Here is a 22,541-nt window from a genome sequence, read left to right as displayed (position 1 = left end):
GGGTCGCTAATCTAAGAAGCACCGGGCCTAATATGGGTCCGGTGCTTTTTTGTTTTCAAAGATTTCGTCAAACATGCTGAGCATGGCGGCCTTGCTTTGCCGGTCGGCCGAACCATTATATTTGACCGCTTCCATCGATTTCGTATTGCTCGCCCGATCGGTAAAGCCGTGGACGACGCCGGAATAGATATGCATGTGGCAATCCGCTCCTGAAATGTCCATTTCTTCAAGAAAGGTGCGCACTTGCTTGGGAGGGACCAGCGGATCCGCACGGCCGTGGCAGACCAGGATGCGCGCTTTGATCGTTCCTCTTTTTGCCGGAAGCGGCGTGGCCAGCAGGCCATGAAAACTGACGACCAGGGCAATGTCTTCGCCGCCGCGCGCCATTTCAAGAACGATTTCACCGCCCATGCAATATCCGATTGCGGCTATGCGATCATTGCCCATTTTTGACCGGGTCCGTAGTTCTGCAAGGGCACAGCGGAAGCGGTCGCGATAATATTCGGCATCGCCTCGCAATTCATCCGCCAGCCTGCGCGCTTCGCGCATATCTTCGATCGGGCCTCTGCCATAGATATCGCAAACCATCGCGCTATAGCCCAAGGAGGCTAGCCAACGGGCACGTTCAAACATGATCTTGGTTGGGCCGGCAATGGTCGGCACGATCAAAATGGCTGCCCGCGGATAACGGCTGGGTTGCGCCATATAACCGGACAATTCTATATCACCATGCCGATAGGTGAATTGTTGGACTTCGATCGAGCTCATTCTTCAGGCAAAAACTCTGGGACGGATAGATAGCGCTCCCCAGTATCATAATTGAAGCCGAGAATCTTTGCCTGATTGCCCAGTTCCGGAAGCTTCTGCGCGATGGCTGCCAATGTAGCGCCGGATGATATACCAACCAGCATACCCTCTTCCTTGGCCGCTTTCAGGGCCATGGCCTTAGCATCGGCTGGATCAACCTGAATGGCTCCGTCGATGCTTTTGGTGTGGAGGTTGCCCGGAATGAAACCAGCGCCAATACCTTGGATGGGGTGGGGGCCGGGTTGACCGCCGCTAATGACTGGCGAGGCGCTTGGCTCGACAGCATAGACTTTCAAATGGCTCCAATGTTCTTTCAGAGCTTCGGCTACTCCGGTGATATGGCCACCGGTGCCGACGCCGGTTATGATGGCATCCAGCGGATCATCTTTGAAGTCATTGAGAATTTCAATGGCGGTCGTACGCTTGTGGACTTCAAAATTGGCGGAATTCTCGAACTGCTGTGGCATCCAGGCCCCCGGTGTCTGTTCGACCAGTTCCTGAGCGCGCTCGATTGCGCCCTTCATGCCTTTTTCTTTCGGACTGAGGTCAAAAGTCGCGCCATAAGCGAGCATCAGCCGGCGGCGTTCGAGGGACATGGATTCGGGCATGACCAGAACCAACGTATAGCCTTTGACCGCTGCAACCATCGCCAGGCCGACTCCGGTGTTGCCGGATGTCGGTTCGATGATCGTGCCGCCGGGTTGCAGCGCACCGGATTTTTCCGCATCTTCAATCATCGCAAGGCCGATCCGATCCTTGATCGACCCGCCGGGGTTGGAACGCTCCGACTTGATCCAGACATGCGCATCGCCAAACAGACGCTGCATCTTGATATGCGGCGTGTTTCCGATTGTTTCGAGAATGTTATTGGCAATCATTATCCTGCACTCCTGCTTATCATTTTATCGCTTCGCCGCTTCCGTTTTCAGTTCTTCCGGCGGATCAAATGTTCGGGCGGCACCCAGTTGGGGAAATAGGCGCGTCCATAATCCTGTGACCGCTATAGCACCTGCTCCGCCTGCGACAATGGCCGCAATTGGTCCGACCAAAACGGCCAGTCCACCCGAGAGCGCATCGCCGAGCTCGTTTGATGCGCTAATCGTCATCTGGCTAACCGCACCCACACGGCCCCGCTTGGCATCAGGCGTGTGCAACTGGATCAGAGAGCTGCGCACATAGACGCCGAACATGTCGGCGGCCCCGCATATTCCAAGACAGGCCATGGAGAGATATAAATTGGTGCTCAACCCGAACCCGATCGTGCCCAGACCGAACACGACCATTGCAGCCAGCATGCTATTGCCGACATTTTTGCTGAGCGGCGCAAAGGAGAAAATGAGCGCGACAATCACGGCGCCAACGGCGGGAGAGGCAGCGAGCAGCGACAGTCCTATTTCGCCTGCGTTCAATATGTCTTTGGCAAAAACCGGGATCATCGCGGTGGCTCCGGCGAGGAACATCACCAGCAGATCAAGCGTGATCGCTCCGAGCACCAGTTTGTTCGTCCAGACATAGGCCATGCCATCGCCAACTTGTTGAAACGGTCCCTTGGTTTTGTCCGCAGCGGGCCGCGGGACCGGACTGATCATGAACATCGCAAACATGGCCAGCAGATAAAGTCCGGCGCAGACGAAATAGGGCAGGGCTGCGTCAATCTTGTACAATGGCCCCGCCATGCCCGGGCCGGCAATCACGCCGACCTGCCAGGCAATGGTGGAAAGCGCGATAGCACGTGGAATCGATGCTTTGGGAACGAGATTGGGGGCGAGCGAGGTGATCGCGGGACCTAAGAAGGCCCGGCACATGCCCAGCAGCACGGCGATGATATAGATGGTCCAGAGCGTGATGCTGCCCGTGGCGGTCAATATGGCCAAAGCCAGCGCTATCATCGCCTGAACCGCCAAGACGGTCCTGGCGATCCAGCGGCGATCCATATGATCGGCGACCCAGCCGACCAGTGGTGTTAGGATGAACAAGGGCACGAATTGCAGCAACCCAAGCAAGCCCAATATCCCTGCCGAAGCGCTCACACCCATATCTTCGCGCGCCAGATTATAGGCCTGCCAGCCGAGAATGAGCATCATCGCATAGAGCGCGAACATTGATGCCAGACGCGAGAACCACAGATAGCGATAATTGGCGATGGCAAAGGGATGTGGGGCAGCGCTGATCACGGAATATCTGCTAGCGAGTGACGCAAGTTGCTGCAATCATTTCATGCTTGGGTGGCAAAACCGGTTCGCTGCCCAGATGAATATACCTGCTGTAGATGCGGTTTTTTCCTTCTCTGAGAAGGGGTGCGCGAAGCAAGGAAATACCCGCAAGTGCGAGTGTTCCACCCGGCCTGTTAACGCTCCTCTTTAACATTCGCTTTGCCGTCGTGCCGCAGCGGGACGCCTTGAAAATCTGCCATTTCTGAGAGGAAATCCATGGTAAATGACTTGTTAAGAAAATGGAGTATGGATGATGGTCGAAAAAATTGCATATCGGGTTAGCGCGACGGTCCTGCTGATCACCGCCCTGGCGATTGCTGCGATGCTGGTCATGGGACTGACACGCGCGAAGGCCGATCCTTCTGCTCCGGTCGCGACCCTTTCCTCGACGCAGGCGGTTGTCGAGCAATCTGCGTCCGAGCCTGTTGAACAGACGCAACCCCTGGTAGCCAAGATTGTCGCCGATCCCGTTGCGATCGCCGACAAGATGCCGCTCAGCGACCAGTTCGTGGTCAAACGCATCCTGGAAATCGACGAACCTTTTGTACATGGCTATTTCAAATGGGATGATGAAGGTGTCCCGGCTGGCGAGCTGGTCATTACCGTCGATCTCAAGGCCGAGAGTATTTCGGTTTTTCGTGGCGGCTATGAGATCGGTGCGGCGGTAATCACCTTTGGCGACTCCCTCAAGCCGACTCCGACCGGCGTTTTTCCAATTACCCAGAAGAACAAGGACCATGTTTCGAACATCTATGGCACACCGATGCCTTATATGATGCGCTTGACCAATGATGGTATCGCCATCCATGCTTCCGACGTCAAATGGGGATGGGGAACCCGCGGATGTATCGGTGTGCCTCTGGAATTTGCGCGCCTCTTGTTCGCACAAGCCAAATTGGGTGATCGCGTGATCGTGACCGACGGCAAGATGATGGGACTGGGCGACTCGTTTTCATAGATTTGAACAGCCACTGCAGAGCTCGAACAAAGGCTATATTCCGGCCGGCTTGAGAGATTCGTTGGCTGGCTCGAAAACGGTTGTCAGAAAACTGCTCTTCAAGCCACTTCGACAAAAGAGTCTAGCACCCGTTTGTCACCGGATTTTTCAAAGGCAATCTCGAGTTTATTGCCTTCTTTTTCCATCACTTCGCCATAGCCAAATTTGTTATGGAAAACACGCATGCCAACGGTCACATCATCGCGGCCCTTGTTGCCGAGCGAGACTGCGCTGCGCCGTGCCTCTTTGATGTTCTTGGGATTCTTGTCAAAACCTGAAGAAGCGGCGCGCTGCCAGCCCGGGCCGCGCTGACCCGCCCTAGTGGCATTGGCCGCGGCAAGATGGGCAAAGGGATCGCTATTCTCGGTCCAGTTGGCGCGCCACAGGCTTTCGCCGCCGCTCATGCTGCTTTCATGCTCGACATGGTCTTCGGGCAATTCTTCAATGAACCGGGATGGAATAGAACTGGTCCATTGGCCGTAGATTCTGCGGTTGGCGGCATGGAAGATCGTGCATTTTTTCCGGGCGCGGGTGATCGCCACATATGCGAGGCGGCGCTCTTCCTCGAGGCTGGCATTGCCGCCTTCGTCCAGGCTACGCTGTGAGGGGAACACACCTTCCTCCCAGCCAGCACAGAAAACATTCTCAAACTCCAAGCCCTTGGCGCCGTGCATGGTCATGATCGTGACCTTGGCCTCGTCGTCGCGCGCTTCATTGTCCATGACAAGGGAGACATGTTCGAGAAACTCGCCGAGCGTTTCATATTCTTCCATCGCACGCGCCAGTTCGGTGAGGTTTTCCAAGCGACCGGCGGCTTCTGTGGAGCGATCGGCTTGCAGCATCGTCGTATAACCGCATTCATCCAGAACGATCCGCGTCAGTTCCGCATGGTCGGTATCATTCGCCATTTCCCGCCAGCGACCGAAATTACGCATCAATTCCAGCAATGTGCTGCGTGCGCGGGTCGGCAGTTCGTCGGTATCACAGATGCTGAGCGCGGCGGCCGCCATCGATATGCCCTGGCCGCGCGCAAGGCGGTGGACTTTCTCAATGCTTTTGTCGCCGAGGCCGCGCTTGGGCGTGTTCACAATCCGCTCGAAGGCGAGGTCATCGGCGGGCTGCGCTATGACTCTCAGATAGGCCAATGCATCCCGAATTTCGGCGCGTTCGTAAAAGCGAAAGCCGCCGATGATCTTATACGGCATGCCGATTGAGATGAAGCGATCTTCAAACTCGCGGGTCTGGAATTGAGCGCGCACCAATATGGCGACATCATTCAAGGACACTTGATTGATCTGCTGCAACGCTTCAATTTCATCGCCAGTGCGCCGGGCTTCTTCCGGACCATCCCAAACGCCGATCACCTGAACTTTGTCGCCGTCGGTTTCCTCGGTCCACAATGTCTTGCCAAGGCGGCCGCTGTTATGATTGATCAGGCCGGATGCGGCGGCGAGAATATGGGGGGTGGATCGATAATTTTGCTCCAGCTTGACCACTTTGGCGTCCGGAAAGTCTTTTTCGAAACGGAGGATATTGGCCACTTCTGCGCCGCGCCAACTGTAGATGGATTGGTCATCATCGCCGACGCAACAGATGTTCTGATGGCTCTGGGCGAGCAGCCGCAGCCAGAGATATTGCGAGCTGTTGGTATCCTGATATTCGTCGACCAATATATATTTGAAACGCTCCTGATATTGTTTCAGCAAGTCTCGATTGGTCTTCAGCAGGTTGAGAATATGGAGCAAAAGATCGCCAAAGTCGCAGGCATTGAGCGCTTTTAGTCGGGCCTGATAAGCTGCGTAAAATTCCTGCCCGCGCCCATTGTCATAGCGTTCATTCTCTGTGGCATCGAGATCTTGGGGATTGAGGCCCCGATTCTTCCACTGATCGATAAGGCCAGCAAGCATCCGAGGTGGCCAGCGCTTCTCATCCACTTCTGCAGCCTGGATCAACTGTTTCAGCAGTCGCAGCTGATCATCGGTATCCAGAATCGTGAAATTGCTCTGCAAGCCGACCAGTTCGGCATGGCGCCGCAGCATTTTCGCGCCGATGCTGTGGAAGGTGCCGAGCCAGGGCATGCCTTCGAAGCTCTCGCCGACAATAGAGGCGATCCGCTCTTTCATCTCGCGGGCGGCCTTGTTGGTGAAGGTCACCGCCAGAATCTCGCTGGGCCAGGCTTTGCGCGAGAAGACAATATGCGCCAGTCGCCGCGTTAGAGCAGCGGTTTTTCCCGTGCCTGCACCGGCGAGCACGAGGACAGGCCCCTCGGTGGTGAGCACAGCCTCGCGTTGCGGGCTGTTGAGGCCACGGACATAGGGAGGGTCGCTCTCTTGCGGTATATTGACAGTATCGGTCACGGGTGAACAGTTAGGGAACATCGGCGCGGGCGGCAAGGACCAATATCAAATTTGACATGTCCCAAAGGGCAGGTTGAATTATTTGTTGCAATGCACCATTTGTTTATCAAATGCCGGTATCGGCCCGCAAACGGAGTTTGAAATGAGCAAGAGATTGATGAGCAGCGCGATCGTCGCAACTTTGATGATGGCAAGCGTGAGCGTATATGCAGCAGTGCAGAAAGACAGCAGTGAAACGGCGTCAATCATGACGATGATGGGCGGCTAGTCCTCGGATTGTGATGACGGGGCGGGGCGGAGAATATGAATTTTCGCTTTGCCGCTATCTCGAACACAATCGAGATCAAATTTCTTCACCTCGACTTTTTCATGACGCGCCGTTTCAACCGCGATCCAGCTAGAGGGCGCAAACCATCCATGACGACCCAATTTGTCTAGTGCGACCGCGCCGGCACCCGAATCATAGGGCGGATCCATCAGAATTAGATCATAAGGCTTTCGCGCCTGGCCCAGGTGCAGGACGGAGCCAATCCGGACATCGGCATCGGCCCCCAGCGTTTCGATATTCTTCTCCAGCGCTTTGATTGCATCCCGGTCTTGCTCGACAAATGTGCAATGGGCGGCGCCTCGCGACAAGGCTTCTAGACCCAAAGCACCGGACCCGGAAAAGAGGTCCAATATTTGCAAATCTGCAAAATCACCCAGTCGGCTGGTGAGCATGGAGAATAGCCGTTCGCGGGTGCGGTCGGCGGTCGGACGGGTGACGTCACCCTTGGGCGCGACTATTTTTCTGCCCCGCCAATTGCCTGCGATTATGCGCATCTTACGTCTTCCGTCCCAAGTCTGGTTTCATTTTAGCGATTTGCGGAACTGGACCAGATCATGCTGCCGCACGACTTCTATCTCGCCTTTTTCCAGATCGCCGAGCACGAAGGGCCCATAGCGGGTGCGGATTAGGCGCGATACTTCCAAGCCGAAATGTTCCAACACTCGCCGAACTTCACGGTTCTTGCCTTCGGTAAGGGTCACTTCAATCCATTGGTTCCGGCCGGTGCGTCGCTCTAGATTGGCGGTGATCGGTCCGTAATGCATGCCTTCGATAGTGATCCCGCGATAAAGCTCCTCCAGCTGGTTCTGGGTGATCTCGCCGAATGTACGGGCGCGGTAGGAGCGTTCAATGCCATTTTTCGGCAACTCCATTTCGCGCTTGAACTCGCCATCGGTGGTCATCAGCAGAAGCCCCTCGGTGTTCATGTCGAGGCGACCAATCGGCATGATCCGCTCCATTTCCGGCAGAACATCGTAAATGGTCTTCTTACCCGAAAAGTCGCGTTCCGCCGTTAAGCAGCCATTGGGCTTGTGAAAGCGGTACAGCTTTGCGGGAGAGGGTTCTGCCACGGGCTTGCCATCGACGGTGATGCCCGTCAGATTTTTGAGCAGCAGGGAAGGGTGTTCCACGAGATCGCCGTTTAGTTCAATCCGTCCGGCGTCGATCATGCGTTCGATTTCACGCCGGGATGCAACGCCTGCGCGGGCTAGAAGTTTTGCGATGCGCTGGCCTTCGCGGACGGCACCTGGCTGTGTTGCCGGGCTTTCCACTGGCTTGGCTCCAGGGGTTGGTTTCGCGCGATATATCTTGGTTGGTTTCTCTTCGGTCATGGCCGAGACGCATGGCGGAAAAATGCGCTCGCCGCAATCTGTAACCATTGGTTCCGTGCCCACGAATGGCTATTAACACCTAAGCGGAGCTGGAAATGGGTAAGTTTATTCTATGTGCGTTGGTTGGCGGATCGGCTTTTGCCGGTTTCCTTGGCGCGCAACTCGCCCCCAGTGCTGCCGCCAATTCGGTCCAGCAGACAGAATTCCATAGCCGCAACGATGCTGTATCAACCAAGCCTGTGGTCATTGAATTGTTCACCAGTCAGGGTTGTTCGTCTTGTCCCCCCGCAGATATGCTGGCCAAGCGTCTAGCGAAAGACGATGCCCTGCTGGTGATTACGCGGCCCGTAACCTATTGGGACCGGCTTGGCTGGAAAGACACTCTGGCGCGGGAAGATAATACCCGGTTGCAACGGGCTTATGCGGCGAAAGGCAATGCGGGATCCGGCGTGTACACGCCGCAAATTGTCGTCAATGGCGGCGGTGGGGCCGTGGGATCGCGCGAGAATGACATTCGCTCGCTGGTGCGCCGGGCGGATCGGTCTGGTCCTTTCATTGCCGCTTCTACCGATGACAGCGGGCAGGTAAATGTCACCATCAACGGCCGATCCGACCATATGTCCGGGGTTTCGCTAGTCGCCTTGAGTTCGGAAGAAACCGTCCAGATCGGCCGGGGAGAAAATGGCGGGCGAACCATGCATTATACCAATGTGGTCAAGGCAGAGCGCAATCTGGGCAGCTGGCGCGGAAAGCCGAAGCAATATGCCATTCCGCCAGAATATCTGAAGATCAGTGGCGCGGACAAATATGCAATCCTTGTGCAGCGCCCGGGAGCGGGCCCGATTGTCGCGGCAAAGCTGCTGGATATCTGAGCCGCTGCAAAATCAAGCTGGCATTCAGGTGAATAGGCGCTAAAGATTCTTCCAGTTCGAGGGAGAATTTGGCGTGAGTGAAGCATCCAAAGCGGAAGAAAAGCCAGGTTGGCGCACGGTTTTCGCTGCGTTGAAGCACCGTAAAACAGTCTATATGGCAATTTTCGGTTTCGCTGCAGGCCTGCCTTATGCGCTGTTGTTGGGAACATTATACGCCTGGTTGTCTGACGCCGAAGTCGATCTGGAAACCATGGGCGTGTTCTCCCTGATCGGATTGGCTTATGCGTTCAAATTCCTCTGGTCTCCGGCACTCGACCGGCTCGATGTCCCGGTTTTGCGCAAATTGGGCAAGCGCAAGCAATGGATTGTAACCGCACAGCTATTGCTCGGTGCGATATTGGTCATTCTCTCGATGCTCAATCCGGTTTCGTCACTGGGCTGGTTTTCATTGCTCGCGGGCATCGGCGCCTTTGCTTCTGCAACGCAGGACGTGGTCATTGACGCTTGGCGCGTTGATGTAGCCGATGAGGTCGCAACCATCGATATTCTCTCGACGGTCTACCAGATGGGGTACCGCATTGCCGCTCTGGTGGGCGGTGCTTTGGCACTATTTTTGGCCGAACGAACGGATTGGCCCACCGTCTATCTGACCATGGGGGCGGTCATGCTGGTGGTCGGCTTCTTCGGCCTATTTGCGCCAGATGCCGACGTCGTGGATATGACGGAAACCGAAAGAGCCGATGAACATGGGCTGCGCAAAGCAGGTCAACTGGATCCTCGCGTTCGTGGCTGGGCCTTGGGTGCCGTTGCGGTCTTATGGGGTTGGGCCTTGATAACCGTTGGTGTTTTCATGGTCCGCTCTTTGGGCAGCGATCCGGATACCAGACCGGATTCCGTGCAGTTTATTTCGACAATGGGACCGATGGTTGTTGTGGCAACAGTGGTCATTCCAGCGCTGATTGCGGCCTGGCTGGTCAAGATGGAACGGTCCGGAAGCCATTTGTTGACGGCGGACCGGCCAGCAGAAAGTGCGGGCGGACGGCTATTGGATCATGGCTATCGTGCGTTGATCTTGCCCCTGACCGATTTTGTCGGTCGCTTGGGTTGGGCCTTGATCATCATATTGGGTCTGGTTCTGACCTATCGTATCACAGATTCCATCTGGGGCAGTTTCGCTTATCCATTCTATTTGGGTGAGCTGCAATATACCAAGGATGAAGTGGCTGTGGCATCGAAGTTTTTCGGTGTCGGCGCGTTGATGATCGGGCTAGCGGCCGGCGGTTATATGCTGACGACCTTGGGCCGCATGTTCACGCTCACCTTGGGCGCCATTTTGGCGGCCGCTACCAACTTGCTTTACGCCGATCTGGCGCGGGGCGGGGCCGTGGTTCAGGCGGTTAGCGACGGATCTGGCTTTACCTGGCTGGTTGCAAATTTGGGCGGAGACGAAAGGCTGGCCAAATTGATGATGGCCATCGCAGGAGAGAATATTGCGGTGGGTATCGCCGGTGCCGCCTTTGTTGCCTATCTCTCCTCGATCGTTGCCAGAGGATATAGCGCCGTTCAATATGCGCTTCTCTCGTCTTTGACGTTGCTGGTGGGAACATTGGGCCGCGGTGCTCTGGGTCAGATGATTGAAGAGCAGGGCTATTTCCAGATTTTCATCCTGACCACATTGATGGGCGGCGTAGCGGTCATTCTCTGTATTGTGGAATGGATTCGTATTTCGCGATTGGGCGCAAAAGCGGGCATTGATAAAACGGCGCTAAAGGGCGTTTAATCCGGTATTTGCTCGTTCGCCTTCAACACATCGCCCACCAGATAGAGCGAACCCGCGATCAGCACCGTCTTGCTCGCTGGCTCTGACAGGGCGTTGAGCGCAACTTTAACGTCGTTGGCTTCCAATACGGGAGCTTCGATGTCCGGATAGGCGCCCAGAGCGTGTGACTCATGGCCGGGCACCGGAATGACGGTCACGCTCGACAGCTTGTCTTTTAGCGGCGCGATGAGAGCTGCGGGATCTTTGTTGGAAAGCATCCCGATCACCAGATCGATCGATCCGGCCTCATGCTGTTCAAATTGTTTTGCCAGAGCCAGTCCGGCGCTGACATTATGACCGCCGTCGATCCAGACGTCTGTACCGGACGGCAGCAGACCGGTCACCGGGCCGGCGAGCAACAATTGCATCCGGCCCGGCCAATGGGCCCAGCCCATGGCGGCCTTGATCGCTGCTTCGGAAATGCTGATCGAATCCTGATGACGCAGCATCGCAATAGCGAGTGCCGCATTGTCCGCCTGATGCGCGCCAGCAAGCGTGGGCAGGGGCAGAATCGGTCTGCTCTTTCGGTCGAGATAATGCAGCTGGCCTTCGTAAATGGCGGCGTCCCACTCTTCGCCGCGCGGGAAATGCTGCGCCCCGATATCCGCCGCATGATCGGCAATCGCGTGTAGCATATCCGCAGCATATTTTTGTGTCAGCAAGGGCGCGTTCTTTTTGGCGATCCCTGCTTTTTCCCAAGCGATGCGGACCATCGGATCGTCAGGCGTGCCGTCTTCGGGACTAAGCAGGAAGCCTTCATGGTCGATGCCCAGCGCGGCAATGCCGGTGGCCACAGGGGTGGTGATGACATTGGTTGCGTCGAGCCTGCCGCCGAGTCCGACTTCCAATATACAAGCATCCGCAGGTGTTTCGGCGAAGGCAAGAAAGGCAGCGGCGGTTGTGGCTTCGAAGAAACTGGGGTTGATGTCTTCGCTGATATCGAGAACCCGGGCGAGCAGGTCGGCAAGATATTCATCCTCGATCAACTGGCCTGCCAGCCGGATGCGTTCGTTGAACCGCACCAGATGCGGACTGGTATAGACATGAACTTTCAGGCCTTCCGCTTCGATCGCAGCGCGCAGGAAGGCACAGGTGGATCCCTTGCCATTGGTTCCGGCCACGTGGAATATCGGCGGCAATTTATCCTGTGGATTGCCGAGGCGCGCGAGCACTTCGAGGATGCGCTCCAGCCCCAGAACATCGCGCCCGGGCGAGAGCATCTCCAGTCGGTTCAATTGTGTCTGGACTGCCGGATGATCCGACTGAGCACCGTCTGCCATCTACTCCCCTCCCGCTCGTGGGAGGGGCCGGGGGTGGGCCTGTCTGTTTGCAAAAATGAGTCCGGTCATGGAGGATAATCCCACCTTTAACCCCTCCCGCAAGCGGAAGGGGGAATCAGGCGGCGTCTTTCCAAGCCATGAGATAGCCGATGACCCTCGCGAGTTCCGCGCGCAACTCCTTGCGGTGCACAACCATGTCGACCATGCCATGTTCCAGCAAATATTCGGCGGTCTGGAATCCCTCGGGCAGTTTCTCGCGGATGGTATTTTCGATCACGCGCTGTCCGGCAAAGCCGATCATCGCACCGGGTTCGGAAATATGCACATCGCCCAGCATTGCATAGCTGGCGGTCACACCGCCGGTGGTCGGATCGGTCAGGACGACGATGAACGGGATACCCGCTTCGCGCAGCATCGAGATCGCCACCGTGGTCTTGGGCATTTGCATCAACGACAAGATGCCTTCCTGCATCCGCGCGCCACCGGCGGCGGTAAAGATGATATAGGGGCATTGGTCTTTCAGCGCGCGCTTGGCGCCATCAACAAAGGCCTGACCCACAGCCAGTCCCATCGAGCCGCCCATGAAGGCAAAATCCTGCACGCCGACAACGCAGGGAATGCTTTCAATCGTGCCTTTGGCATTGATCAACGCATCCTGTTCACCGGTTTTGTGGCGCGCGTCTTTCAGTCGGTCGGCATATTTCTTCTGATCTTTGAATTTGAGCGGATCTTCCTGAACCGCCGCCCAGGGAATCATCTTCCAGCTATTTTCGTCCATGATCTGGGCAAAGCGGACCATCGGGCCGATGCGGCCATGATGCTCGCATTTCGGGCAGATATGCATATTGTCCTCATATTCCTTGAGGAACACCATCGCTTCGCACTTCTTGCATTTGTGCCAGAGATTATCCGGGGTTTCGCGCTTTGTGATCGATGCGATCTTGTTGCGGACATTGCTTAGCCAAGACATTTTTTAGCTCCCAAAAATCTAGCGTGCCGAGGCAATAGCATCGGAAAGCGATTGAACATAGTCCTTCACATGCGGTGCAGCGTCTTTGCCATATTTTCCGACAATTTCAACGATGGCAGAACCAACAACGACACCATCAGCAACACGCGCGATCTCCGCGGCCTGTTCGGGCGTGCGCACGCCAAAGCCAACCGCGACGGGCAGGTCGGTGCCCGCTTTCAATCGGTTGACGGCTTCTTCGATGCTGGCCTGTGCGGCCTGTTGCTGACCGGTGATACCGGCGACGCTGACATAATAGAGGAAACCGCTCGCGTTGTTCAGGATTTGCGGCAGTCGTTCTGCATCAGTTGTCGGGGTTGCGAGCCGAATGACGGCGACGTTCTGGGCGCGTAGAGCATCGCCGAGGCTTTCATCCTCCTCGACCGGAATATCGACGCAGATCACCGCATCGACACCGGCATCAACGCAGGCATCGGCGAACCATTCGGAGCCTCTGATCGTCATCGGATTGGCATAGCCCATCAGCACCAGCGGCGTGTCCGGATGACGTTGCCGAAACTCTTTGGCCATGTTGAAGATGTCTGCGGTCGTGGTGCCCGCAGCCAGGCTACGGATATCCGCTTCCTGAATCGAGGGGCCATCGGCCATCGGATCGGTGAACGGCATGCCGAGCTCGATAATATCCGCGCCGCCTGCGACAAGCGCATCGAGGATGGCTGGCGTATCGGCAGGAGTCGGATCGCCAGCGGTGACGAAGGTGACGAGCGCCGCGCGGTTGGATGGGAAGGCGTTTGAGAGACGGGTCATATCTCCGTCCCCAACGCCTCGGCAACGGTGAAAATGTCCTTGTCGCCGCGCCCGCAAAGGTTCGCGAGGATGATCTTGTCCCGATCCATCTTCACCGCTTCGCGGACCACCGCTGCAATCGCATGGCTCGGTTCGAGCGCGGGAATGATGCCTTCGGTGCGGCAGAGCAATTGGAACGCGTCGAGCGCTTCGGTGTCGGTGGCGCTGTCATAGTCGACACGGCCGGATTCTTTCAGCCAGCTATGCTCCGGACCGATGCCGGGATAGTCGAGGCCGGCGCTGATCGAATGGGCTTCTGTGATCTGGCCGTCTTCGTCCTGCAGCAAATAGGTCTTGTTGCCGTGGAGGATGCCGGGGCCGCCGCCGGCAAGGCTCGCGGCATGTTTTTTGTCCAGACCATGGCCCGCCGCTTCGATGCCGAGCATTTTGACGTCCGGATCATCTAGGAATGGATGGAACAAGCCGATGGCGTTGCTGCCGCCGCCAATGGCTGCGACCAGCATATCTGGCAGGCGTCCGGTGCGTTCGAGCATCTGGGCGCGGGCCTCCTTGCCGATCACGCTTTGAAAATCGCGGACCAGCTCGGGATAGGGATGGGGACCGGCGGCGGTGCCGATGATGTAGAATGTGTCGTGCACATTGGCGACCCAGTCGCGCAGCGCCTCGTTCATCGCATCTTTCAGCGTCGCTGCGCCGCTGGTCACCGAGACGACTTCGGCGCCGAGCAATTTCATCCGAAACAGATTGGGCTTCTGCCGCGCAACATCGGTCGCGCCCATGAAGATCGTGCAGGGCAGGCCAAAGCGGGCGCAGACAGTCGCGGTGGCCACGCCATGTTGACCGGCACCGGTTTCCGCGATTATCCGGGTCTTGCCCATGCGCATCGCTAGAAGGATTTGCCCGACACAATTGTTGATCTTGTGCGCGCCGGTGTGGTTCAGCTCGTCGCGCTTGAACCAGATTTGCGCGCCTTTTCCTTCCGGCGCATCCTTGCGGACTTCTTCGGTCAGGCTTTCGGCGTAATAGAGCGGCGAGGGGCGACCGACATAATTTTGCAGCAGATCGTTAAACTCTTCCTCGAACGCCGGATCAGCCTGCGCCGCGCGATAATGTTTTTCCAGATCGAGAATCAGCGGCATTAACGTTTCGGCGACATAGCGCCCGCCAAATTCGCCAAAATGACCACGGTCATCGGGCATGTTGCGGAAGCTGTTCGGAGGTGTTTCGGGTTTATTCATTCGATCTCAATATCCGTTCGGCCTGAGCCTGTCGAAGGGTGTTTCACATGAATGTCCGTACTTCGACAAGCTCAGCACGAACGGTCTTATCTGGAAGCGTCATAGTCCCGCACCGCTTGGCAAAAGGCGGCGATTCTGTCCACTTGTTTGACACCGGGCGCGGATTCCACGCCGGAGGACACGTCGACCAGCGGCGCTTGTGTGGCCTGCAGGGCAGCCATCACATTGTCCGGATCAAGTCCACCAGCAAGGCCCCAGTCGATCTGATGGTCATGGTCGGACAAGAGCGACCAGTCAAAGGACGTGCCCGTTCCGCCGGGCAAAGCCTTGGCCGGGGCATCGAACAACAGGCGGTCGGCAGAGCCAACATAGCGACTGGATTTGGCCAACGTAGGCTTGTCCTTTACGCCCAGCGCTTTCCAGATTTCCAAACCCGTGTTGTCCGCGACCAGTTTAAGCCAGTCCGGCGTCTCGCTGCCATGAAATTGGATGACGTCCGGTTTGACATCGCCAATGGCCTTGCCGGTTGCCTTGGGGTCGGCATTGACCAGCAGCAGCACCGTCTTGATCCGGCCCGCAACGTGATTGCGCAGTTCCCGGGCGCGTTCCAGTGACACATGACGCGGGCTTTTATCGAAATGGACAAGGCCGATATAGTCTGCGCCTTTTTCGATGGCTGCGTCGATAGAGGCTTCAGTGGACAGGCCACAGATTTTGATTTGGGTTTTCATGGACAGGCTTTTAGCGCGATAAATACCGGTCGTCATGCTGAACTTGTTTCAGCATCCATTTCTCTTCTCACGCCATGCTGAGCGAGGATGAGTGGACCCTGAAACAAGTTCAGGGTGACGGAAGTTGGCTCGCTGTCGTTGAAGAATTAAAGCGTCGCCTCAATCGCCCGCGCCGCCTCCACAGGATTTTCTGCGCCGGTAATCGGCCGTCCGATCACCAACACGCTAGCGCCATTGTCTCTGGCTTGTTGCGGCGTCACCGCCCGCTTCTGGTCTCCCATAGCACCGCCTTTGGGGCGCAGGCCGGGGACGACGAAAAAGCCGTCTTTCCAGATTTTATGCGCGGCTTCTACTTCATTGCCGGAACAGACAATGCCATCCAGTCCCGCCTCGCGCGCCAGTCTGGCTAGCCGTTCAACCTGATCATGTGGATCGCCGGCATAGCCAATCTTCCCCATGTCGCGTTCGTCGAGTGAGGTCAGCAATGTCACGCCGACCACTTTGGTATGTTCATTCGCTGCAGCCTTGGCATCTTCCATCATCGCCCGGCCGCCAGAGGCATGGATCGTGACAATGGCGGGTTCCAGAACATTGATCGCCTGCATCGCCTTGGCAACGGTATTGGGAATGTCGTGAAGCTTGAGATCGAGAAAGATCGGTAGGCCGAGCTTGTGGATTTCGTGCACGCCGTGATGGCCGTGGGCACAGAAAAATTCTAGCCCGAGTTTCAATCCGCCGACATGGCCTTTGACCGACTGGGCAATGGCAATGGCTCGATCGAGATCAGGCGTGTCGAGCGCTACATAGATGGGATTGCTCATGCGCCTGGTGCTTTCTTGCTGTCGATCGAGGATACCGCCGGTGCCGGTTCGGCAACCGGTGTTGGGCTGGGAGTTGGGCTGGGGGCAGGGCTGGCGCTAGGCTTTTGAGCATAAGCGGGGCGTGCGGCATCTTCCAATGTCTTGATCCGCCGGACGAGTCGCCATTGCGAACCTCTAAGAAACAGCCATGTTGGGAGGAAGCCAATCATGAAGGCGCCAACCACAAAGGTCGAAACGCGCGCTTCTACAATCGCGGTCCCGAGATCCAGCGATGCGCGTGCCTCATTGGTCCACCAGAATATGAAAGTCGCGACCAGCAGAAGAACCCAGAACAGGATTTTGATAAATTGCATGCTTCACCTTTTCCGTCATGTTGCGGACTATCCTACGCCCAAAAAGGGCAGGTGGCCAGACGCTATGCTCCGCTGCCGAAAACGGCGCTATTCACCAAATACTCTCGCGAAAATCGTGTCGACATGTTTGAAATGATAATCGAGGTTGAAGCGTTCCTCTAGCTCTTCATCGGTCAATTTTGCAGACACGTCCGGATCGGCCTTGAGCAGATCGAGTAGGGCGATTTCACCGTCGGACTCCCAGACCTTCATCGCGTTGCGCTGGACAATGCGATAGCTGTCTTCGCGGCTGATGCCCGCTTGGGTCAGTGCCAGCAAAACACGCTGCGAGTGGACAAGGCCGCCCATGCGGTCGAGATTTTTCTGCATCCGCTCGGGATAGATCAACAGCTTTTCAATGACGCCGATGAGCCGTCCCAGGGAAAAGTCGAGGGTGATGGTCGCGTCCGGTCCGATCATCCGTTCGACCGAACTGTGCGAGATATCGCGCTCGTGCCAGAGAGCGACATTTTCCATGGCTGGCAGGGCATAGCTGCGCACCATCCGGGCGAGGCCGGTCAGATTTTCGGTCAGGATCGGGTTGCGCTTGTGCGGCATTGCGCTGCTGCCCTTCTGGCCTGGTGAGAAATATTCCTCGGCTTCCAGAACTTCGGTGCGCTGCAGGTGGCGGACTTCGACAGCCAGTCGTTCGACCGAGGAAGCTATGACGCCGAGTGTGGCAAAAAATTGGGCATGGCGGTCACGCGGGATGACTTGCGTTGAAACCGGCTCCACTTCGAGGCCCAGTTTGGCAGCGACATATTCTTCGACTTTGGGATCGATATTGGCGAAGGTACCGACCGCACCGGAAATCGCGCAGGTGGCGATTTCCTTGCGCGCTGCGACCAGCCGCTCGCGGTTGCGTTCGAATTCGGCATAGGCTTGTGCCAGCTTCAAACCGAAGGTCACCGGCTCGCCATGAATGCCGTGGCTGCGGCCAATGGTCGGTGTAAACTTATGCTCGAATGCGCGCTTCTTGATGGCGGCCAGCAAGGCGTCGATATCCGCGAGCAAAATGTCCGAAGCCCGAGCCAATTGAACTGCCAGGCAAGTGTCGAGAACATCGCTGGAGGTCATGCCCTGATGCATGAAGCGCGCTTCCTCACCGACATTTTCTGCAACATTGGTCAGAAATGCAATCACGTCATGTTTCACTTCGCGCTCGATTTCATCGATCCGTGCGACGTCAAACTTGCCCTTGGCCCAGATTGCTTTTGCCGCTTCTTTGGGAACTACACCGAGCTCGGCCAGGGCATCGGTCGCATGGGCTTCGATTTCGAACCAGATCTGGAATTTCGATTCAGGCTCCCAGATGGCAACCATGTCGGGACGGGAATAACGCGGGATCATTTTTGTTCCTTGGATAAAGAGCGGCTTTGCGGCACTGTTGTGTCAAGATTTGCGGTCCCGCTAGCACCATCGAAATGAGTCGGCAATGCAAGGGCGGAAACAGGGAGAATAAAATGCGATTGGCAGTGCTAACCGGCGGCGGCGATGTTCCGGGTCTCAACCCCTGTATCCAGTCGATCGCGACATCGGCCTGGCAGCGCGGTTGGGACGTGATCGGCTTGCGCCGCGGCTGGGAAGGGGTGTTGGAAGTCGATCCTGCCGATCCCTGGTCCCTGGAAAATAGCGCGATGATGCTCGACAAAGAGCGCGTGCGCGGCATTGACCGGCAGGGCGGCACGATTTTGCACAGCTCGCGACGTGATCCGCGCGTGACCGACAAAGGCGATCAAACACAAAAGGTACTGGACGTGCTCGATGCACTCAAGGTCGATGCGCTGATCACAATGGGCGGCGATGGCACGCTGCGTTTCTCGGCCTATCTGGCCAGTCTGGGTCGCAATGTCATTTCCATCCCCAAGACCATGGACAATGACGTCCACGGTACGGATTATTGTATCGGTTTCTCGACCGCCGTTACCCGCTCCGTGCAGGCGATCAACTCGCTGCGCACGACGGCGGCAAGCCATGAACGGATTGCGGTGATTGAATTGTTCGGTCGGCGATCCGGCGAAACAGCCTTGCTGTCGGGATTTCTGTCGCAGGCAGACCGAACGGTGATCGCGGAAGTGCCCGCCGATATGGATGTGTTGCTGCCGCTGTTGCTCAAGGATAAAGAAGCCAATCCGGAATCCTATGCGATCTGCCTCGTTTCCGAAGGCGCGAAGCTGTCGGGGGCGACCGACTATGCCGATGAAATTAACAAGTCCAACACCAGCCGGGATGGGCTGAACATCGGCACGCAGCTTGCGCGCGAAATTGAAGCGCGCAGCGATCAGAAGACGATTGTGCAGGAACTCGCCTATTTGATGCGGGCCGGAGAACCGGACGCGATGGACCGCATGGTCGGCTTTGCTTTTGGTGCGTTGGCGGTGCAACTTATCGAGCAGGACCGGATGGCCAATATGGTCTGCCTGACCGACGGCAATTATGGTGCTGTGCCGATTGGTACGCTGCTGGAAGAGAGCAAAGGGGTCAATGTGTCGGGCCTCTATGATGCCAACCAGTATCGCCCCAATCTGGTGCAGGTCGAAGGCATGCCGATGTTCCTCTACTGAGCGGCGCTGTAACCAATTTTGATCCGGAGCGAATAGCAAGCGAGGAGAGGGATTGAATGTCAGTGACACCAGTTTTGCAGGAAGAGCGTTTTTCGCCCTTTGTCCGTGTGACTATGCGAATATGGGTTAAGTCCTACCGATCCATACTCGCTCTTATCAGCCCGTTTTTTGATCTGCTGGTGCGCTTGCTGATCGCGCAGGCCATTTTGCGATCGGGTCTGGTCAAGCTGGGTGACTGGGATACGGCAGTAAATCTCGCAAGGTTCGAATATCCGGTTAGTTGGATGGCCCCCGAAACGGCGGCCCTGATTGGCGTGCTGATCGAGATTGTCGCACCAATATTACTGCTATTCGGACTGTTCACTCGATTTGCAGCCTTCTCGATTTTGACGCTTCTTGCGGTGAGCCAGATCGAATATGTCGCGGTTGACCTGAACCTCTGGCTGATAGCGATATTGGGTTGGTATGTGCTGCGCGGTGCTGGCGCATTTTCCTTTGACCGGGCCGCGTCTGCTGGTCTCGGCGGAAGCGCCTTGCCCTTTGCCCGGCCCATGATGCGGCTGTTTGGCTGGCTGACCGATTGCGGTGCACCTGTGTGGTTGATGATCCTGCGCTTTTGGATCGCGGCCACATTGCTGGGGTCTGCCGGCATTTTGAGTCTTTCGGAAGAAAGCAAATTCTTGCCCTTGAACAGCTTTGCGGGCTTGGGGGCAACCGCCGCTACGATCCTGGCGATCTTGTCGATTGTCGGTCTGCTCGTGCCGGTAACCGGATTGTTGTTGATATTGTCTCTCAGCACTTTGGCGGTGATGGGCTTGCATCCAGACTTGTCGCTCTATCCTATGCTAGTCTTTGGTCTGCTGATCCTGTTCGGTTCAGGCTATATGTCAATTGATCGGCTGGCATCGCGATGGCTGGAATCCAATATATTGTTCGACCGCAAATATGATGATGTCCCCGATCATTGGCCGCATGTGGTGGTTGTCGGCGCCGGCTTTGGTGGACTGTCCTGCGTCAACAGATTGAAAAACTTGCCGGTCAGGATCACCCTGATCGATCGGCACAATTATCATTTGTTCCAGCCGCTACTTTATCAAATCGCCACGGCTGGCCTGTCTCCTGCGGATGTCGCAACCCCGATTCGGGGGTTGTTCCGTAAAGACGGCAATGTGCGGGTGGTACTAGGTGAAGTCGACGCGATCGACAGCAAGTCGAAGACTGTGACATTTGGCCAGAACAGCATGGATTATGACCATCTGGTGTTGGCCACGGGTGCGTCGCACAGCTATTTTGGCAAGGATGAATGGGCACCCTTTGCACCCGGTCTCAAAACAATCGAAGACGGCGTATCCGTTAGGGCCCACGTGCTGCGCGCCTTTGAAAAAGCGGAATCGTCAAGCGATCCCTCGCGCATTGAACGACTGCTGACCTTCGTGATTGTCGGCGCAGGGCCGACCGGTGTTGAACTTGCGGGTGCTATTGCCGAACTGGCCCGGCACGGATTGAAAGATGAATTCAGCCAGATCGATCCGGCCAGGGCGCGGATCCTATTGGTGCAGTCCGGCGACCGGATTTTGCCGGCTTTTCCGAAAGAATTGTCGGCTCATGCGGCTCAGTCCCTGGAAGACCTGGGCGTAGAAATCCGTCTCGGATCCCGGGTAACTAATATTGCCGCCGACCATGTCGAAATTGGCAAGGAAAGCCAGATCGCTACCGAAACCGTCTTATGGGCGGCCGGAGTGGTCGCGTCTCCCGCCGGGCGCTGGCTGGATGCAGAGACTGATCGGGCAGGGCGGGTCCAGGTCGATGACCATTTGCGCGTTACTGGCCATGAGAATGTCTTTGCCATCGGCGATACGGCAGGAAGCAATGGCTGGAAGGGCAATCCTGTGCCCGGGCTGGCTCCTGCGGCGAAACAGGCCGGCAACCATGTCGCAAAATCGATCGAGAATCAGCTGCTCGGCAAAGCGGGTTTGGAGCCTTTTGCCTATCAGCATCAGGGCAGCCTCGCGACCATTGGCCGCAAAAGTGCGGTGGCCGACTTTGGTTTCATTAAACTGCACGGAGCCATTGCTTGGTGGTTATGGGGCGCGGTGCACGTCGGGTTTCTCTCGGGAACCCGCAACCGGATTGCCGTTCTGGTCAACTGGATATGGTCCTATTTTACTCTCCAGTTGGGCATCCGCCTGATTACCGGCAAAGATAGCGGTGCGTGATCCGCTAGATCAATCCTTGAGAGCGGAACGATGTGTGGCCGTCTTTGCCAATGATGATGTGATCATGGAGCGAGATGCCGAGGGTGCGGCCTGCGTCGCGAATATCTCTGGTAATCGCAATATCCTGTCGGCTGGGGGTGCTGTCCCCGCTCGGGTGATTGTGCACAAGGATGATGGCGGCCGATCCCAAGGCCAGCGCTCGTCGGATAACCTCTCTTGTATAGATGGCTGCTTGATCAATCGATCCTTCGCTGACCAGCTCATCGCGAATAAGCTGGTTCTTGCTGTTGAGGTGCAGCACTCGCACGCGTTCGTGGATAAGGTGCGCCATATCCGCCCGCAAATAATCCAGCAAAGCCTGCCAACTGGATAGAATTGGTTGTTCGCGCACAGGTTCTGAAATGAGGCGCAACGCGGCTGCTTGAACGACCTTCAAGGCCGCCGCGCTCGCTTCTCCCATGCCGGGGATATTCTGCAACGCGTCTGCATCGGCAGCCAGCAAGCCAGAAAAACCACCGAATTCGTCGATCAACTGTTTGGCCAGTGGTTTGGTGTCCCGGCGGGGAATGGCCAGGGCGAGAAGATATTCTACAAGTTCATGGTCACATAGCCCAGCGCCGAGACCCGCCAATATGCGGCGACGCAGGCGGGTGCGATGGCCGCTGCCCGCTATGTTTGACGAAGCTGTGTTCCTATCGACCATGATATTCTCATTATCAGAACAAAATAAGAACATTGCTTATTACCGGACCGCAGACCGAATATGTCCAATGGCGATCGGAAATGTGAAAACTCGTC

At 56.6% G+C, this 22,541-nt stretch carries 21 protein-coding genes; 6 read left to right on the top strand and 15 right to left on the bottom strand.

Annotated features, from left to right (window positions below; translation table 11 throughout):
* Positions 1-27 precede the first annotated feature (27 nt).
* From ABJV08_RS13845 to ABJV08_RS13835, 3 genes are read right to left on the bottom strand one after another with little or no spacing between them, the layout of a single operon-like run.
* Positions 28-768: a dienelactone hydrolase family protein gene (locus tag ABJV08_RS13845; protein ID WP_348039669.1), complete on the bottom strand. Its 741-nt coding sequence runs from the start codon at positions 766-768 to the stop codon at positions 28-30.
* Positions 765-1,685 (bottom strand): cysteine synthase A, encoded by a 921-nt coding sequence (gene cysK, locus ABJV08_RS13840; protein WP_348039670.1) that lies wholly within the window; start codon positions 1,683-1,685, stop codon positions 765-767. The genes ABJV08_RS13845 and cysK overlap by 4 nt, the downstream gene beginning before the upstream one ends.
* Before the next feature lie 24 nt (positions 1,686-1,709).
* Positions 1,710-2,981 (bottom strand): MFS transporter, encoded by a 1,272-nt coding sequence (locus tag ABJV08_RS13835; RefSeq protein ID WP_348039671.1) that lies wholly within the window; start codon positions 2,979-2,981, stop codon positions 1,710-1,712.
* A gap of 289 nt (positions 2,982-3,270) precedes the next feature.
* On the opposite strand from ABJV08_RS13835, the gene ABJV08_RS13830 reads away from it, so the two are divergent.
* Entirely contained in the window at positions 3,271-3,978 is a 708-nt protein-coding gene (locus ABJV08_RS13830) for a L,D-transpeptidase family protein (protein ID WP_348039672.1), read from the top strand.
* A 98-nt stretch (positions 3,979-4,076) separates the two neighbouring features.
* Here the strand turns inward: ABJV08_RS13830 and ABJV08_RS13825 are convergent, their stop codons facing one another.
* Positions 4,077-6,374, bottom strand: coding sequence for a UvrD-helicase domain-containing protein (locus ABJV08_RS13825; RefSeq protein ID WP_348039673.1), 2,298 nt, complete (start codon positions 6,372-6,374; stop codon positions 4,077-4,079).
* Positions 6,375-6,516: 142 nt separating this feature from the next.
* On the opposite strand from ABJV08_RS13825, the gene ABJV08_RS13820 reads away from it, so the two are divergent.
* A complete protein-coding gene (locus tag ABJV08_RS13820; RefSeq protein WP_348039674.1) occupies positions 6,517-6,642 on the top strand; it encodes a hypothetical protein in 126 nt (41 codons plus the stop codon).
* Here the strand turns inward: ABJV08_RS13820 and rsmD are convergent.
* Positions 6,639-7,196 carry a 16S rRNA (guanine(966)-N(2))-methyltransferase RsmD gene (gene rsmD, locus ABJV08_RS13815; protein WP_348039675.1) on the bottom strand — a complete coding sequence of 186 codons (558 nt, stop codon included), beginning with the start codon at positions 7,194-7,196 and terminating at the stop codon, positions 6,639-6,641. The two genes, ABJV08_RS13820 and rsmD, sit on opposite strands and share 4 nt — an antisense overlap.
* Before the next feature lie 27 nt (positions 7,197-7,223).
* On the bottom strand, positions 7,224-8,033 hold the full coding sequence (locus tag ABJV08_RS13810; protein WP_348039676.1) for a pseudouridine synthase: 810 nt from the start codon (positions 8,031-8,033) through the stop codon (positions 7,224-7,226).
* A gap of 95 nt (positions 8,034-8,128) precedes the next feature.
* Here ABJV08_RS13810 and ABJV08_RS13805 point away from each other — a divergent pair, with 95 nt between their 5' ends.
* Complete coding sequence (locus ABJV08_RS13805; RefSeq protein ID WP_348039677.1) at positions 8,129-8,905, top strand: DUF1223 domain-containing protein; 777 nt, start codon at positions 8,129-8,131, stop codon at positions 8,903-8,905.
* 73 nt (positions 8,906-8,978) lie between these two features.
* Positions 8,979-10,685: an MFS transporter gene (locus ABJV08_RS13800; protein WP_348039678.1), complete on the top strand. Its 1,707-nt coding sequence runs from the start codon at positions 8,979-8,981 to the stop codon at positions 10,683-10,685.
* Here the strand turns inward: ABJV08_RS13800 and ABJV08_RS13795 are convergent.
* From ABJV08_RS13795 to purB, 8 genes are all read right to left on the bottom strand, one after another.
* Positions 10,682-12,004, bottom strand: a complete 1,323-nt coding sequence (locus tag ABJV08_RS13795; protein WP_348039679.1) for a bifunctional folylpolyglutamate synthase/dihydrofolate synthase — start codon at positions 12,002-12,004, stop codon at positions 10,682-10,684. The genes ABJV08_RS13800 and ABJV08_RS13795 overlap by 4 nt on opposite strands.
* Before the next feature lie 115 nt (positions 12,005-12,119).
* Positions 12,120-12,974 (bottom strand): acetyl-CoA carboxylase, carboxyltransferase subunit beta, encoded by an 855-nt coding sequence (gene accD / locus ABJV08_RS13790; protein WP_348039680.1) that lies wholly within the window; start codon positions 12,972-12,974, stop codon positions 12,120-12,122.
* Between the two features lie 18 nt (positions 12,975-12,992).
* Complete coding sequence (trpA, locus tag ABJV08_RS13785; RefSeq protein WP_348039681.1) at positions 12,993-13,781, bottom strand: tryptophan synthase subunit alpha; 789 nt, start codon at positions 13,779-13,781, stop codon at positions 12,993-12,995.
* On the bottom strand, positions 13,778-15,019 hold the full coding sequence (trpB, locus tag ABJV08_RS13780) for a tryptophan synthase subunit beta (protein ID WP_348052466.1): 1,242 nt from the start codon (positions 15,017-15,019) through the stop codon (positions 13,778-13,780). Before trpB ends, trpA begins: the two co-directional genes overlap by 4 nt.
* Positions 15,020-15,105: 86 nt before the next feature.
* Complete coding sequence (locus ABJV08_RS13775; RefSeq protein ID WP_348039683.1) at positions 15,106-15,786, bottom strand: phosphoribosylanthranilate isomerase; 681 nt, start codon at positions 15,784-15,786, stop codon at positions 15,106-15,108.
* 110 nt (positions 15,787-15,896) lie between these two features.
* Positions 15,897-16,571, bottom strand: coding sequence for an orotidine-5'-phosphate decarboxylase (gene pyrF, locus ABJV08_RS13770; protein WP_348039684.1), 675 nt, complete (start codon positions 16,569-16,571; stop codon positions 15,897-15,899).
* Positions 16,568-16,924, bottom strand: coding sequence for a LapA family protein (locus tag ABJV08_RS13765; RefSeq protein ID WP_348039685.1), 357 nt, complete (start codon positions 16,922-16,924; stop codon positions 16,568-16,570). Before ABJV08_RS13765 ends, pyrF begins: the two co-directional genes overlap by 4 nt.
* 87 nt (positions 16,925-17,011) lie before the next feature.
* Positions 17,012-18,313: an adenylosuccinate lyase gene (gene purB, locus ABJV08_RS13760; RefSeq protein ID WP_348039686.1), complete on the bottom strand. Its 1,302-nt coding sequence runs from the start codon at positions 18,311-18,313 to the stop codon at positions 17,012-17,014.
* 113 nt (positions 18,314-18,426) lie between these two features.
* Here purB and ABJV08_RS13755 point away from each other — a divergent pair, with 113 nt between their 5' ends.
* Together ABJV08_RS13755 and ABJV08_RS13750 are read left to right on the top strand one after the other, a co-directional pair.
* Positions 18,427-19,527, top strand: a complete 1,101-nt coding sequence (locus tag ABJV08_RS13755; RefSeq protein ID WP_348039687.1) for an ATP-dependent 6-phosphofructokinase — start codon at positions 18,427-18,429, stop codon at positions 19,525-19,527.
* Positions 19,528-19,583: 56 nt separating this feature from the next.
* Positions 19,584-21,743: an FAD-dependent oxidoreductase gene (locus tag ABJV08_RS13750; RefSeq protein ID WP_348039688.1), complete on the top strand. Its 2,160-nt coding sequence runs from the start codon at positions 19,584-19,586 to the stop codon at positions 21,741-21,743.
* Positions 21,744-21,747: 4 nt separating this feature from the next.
* On the opposite strand, the gene radC is transcribed toward ABJV08_RS13750, so the two are convergent.
* Positions 21,748-22,446, bottom strand: a complete 699-nt coding sequence (gene radC / locus ABJV08_RS13745) for a DNA repair protein RadC (protein WP_348039689.1) — start codon at positions 22,444-22,446, stop codon at positions 21,748-21,750.
* Between the last annotated feature and the right edge of the window lie 95 nt (positions 22,447-22,541).

The sequence above is a fragment of the Parasphingorhabdus sp. genome, from assembly GCF_039982395.1.
Taxonomy (GTDB): domain Bacteria; phylum Pseudomonadota; class Alphaproteobacteria; order Sphingomonadales; family Sphingomonadaceae; genus Parasphingorhabdus.
The sequence above is the reverse complement of the archived record's forward strand: the minus strand, read 5'-3'. Positions and strand labels throughout refer to the sequence as shown.